The organism is Streptomyces sp. NPDC091412 (assembly GCF_044756885.1).
Taxonomy (GTDB): domain Bacteria; phylum Actinomycetota; class Actinomycetes; order Streptomycetales; family Streptomycetaceae; genus Streptomyces.
In genome coordinates this window covers 1-1,100 of the sequence record NZ_JBIVTV010000064.1, presented here as the reverse complement: position 1 = coordinate 1,100, position 1,100 = coordinate 1, and the positions used below count along the sequence as shown (strand labels likewise).

Genomic DNA, 1,100 nt, shown 5'->3' with positions numbered 1-1,100 from the left:
CTAGGGCCTGTTCTGAGTTGAGATCAGGGGAGGGCTGGCAGGCTGCGTAACCAGAGGATGGATCCGCGCAGATGGAGCCCGGCGGCATAGCTCTCGGGTGTCTTGTCGTAGCGGGTGGCCAGCCCCCGCCATTCCTTGAACTTGTTGATGCCGCGCTCGACGGTGTTGCGATCTTTGTAGAGCGTGGCGTCGTGGTTGACCGGGCGGCCGCCGAAGCGTCCCTTCTTCTTGCGGTGGGCGGCCTGGTCGGCCTTCTCCGGGATCACCGCCTTGATACTGCGTCTGCGCAGGTGGGCGCGGTTGGCGCGGGAGGAATACGCCTTGTCGCCGGCCACGGCGTCCGGCCGGGTCCGGGGGCGGCCGACGGGACCGCGAACCTTGATCTTCTTAAGGACAGGGATGAAGCGCGGGCTGTCTGCGGCCTGGCCGGGAGTCAGGACGATGGACAGTGGGCGACAGCGCCGTTCGACGGCGAGGTGGACCTTGCTGGTGAGTCCGCCTCGCGAGCGGCCCAGCGCGGCGGCCCGCAGCCGGGCCCTGCGGCGTCGGCGCACGGCGCGGCGTTGTTCTCGCTGGGGGTCCTCCTTGTCCGCGGGCCCCTCGCCTACGGGGTCGTTTTGCCCCTTTACTGTAGCCCCTTTTCCTCCGCCACGGCCTTCTCCAGATCTTCAAGGAGTTCCGGGTCGACCACCATGCCCGCCGCATGGTGATGCGCGCGGGCAACGGTCGAGTCCACGCTGACCAGGCTGAGATCGACGTCGTCACGGGCCGCCGCCTCGGCGATCATCGCGTCCATGAGGGTCTGGAAGACTTCCTCACGCGCCCACATCCGGAACCGGTCGTAGATCGTCGACCAGGAGCCGTAGCTCTCCGGCACGTCCCGCCAGGGGCTGCCGGTACGGAACCGCCACATCACCGCGTTGAAGTAGCTGCGCAGGTCAGGGATCGGTCCGAACGCCCCCAGCGGCAGGTGCGGCTGGATCAACTCCCACTCAGCATCGGTCAGATCACCACGAGTCACGCGACCGGTCTACCGCAGCCAGCACCTTCCTGAAGCGGGAATGACCGATCCTGTGATCTCAACTCAGAACAGGCCCTAG

Annotated in this window: 1 pseudogene; it reads right to left on the bottom strand. The window is 67.2% G+C overall.

Annotation, left to right across the window (positions count from 1 at the left end):
- Positions 1-23: 23 nt before the first annotated feature.
- Positions 24-1,021 (bottom strand): annotated as a pseudogene (locus tag ACIQMV_RS39385) (IS5 family transposase).
- Positions 1,022-1,100 lie beyond the last annotated feature (79 nt).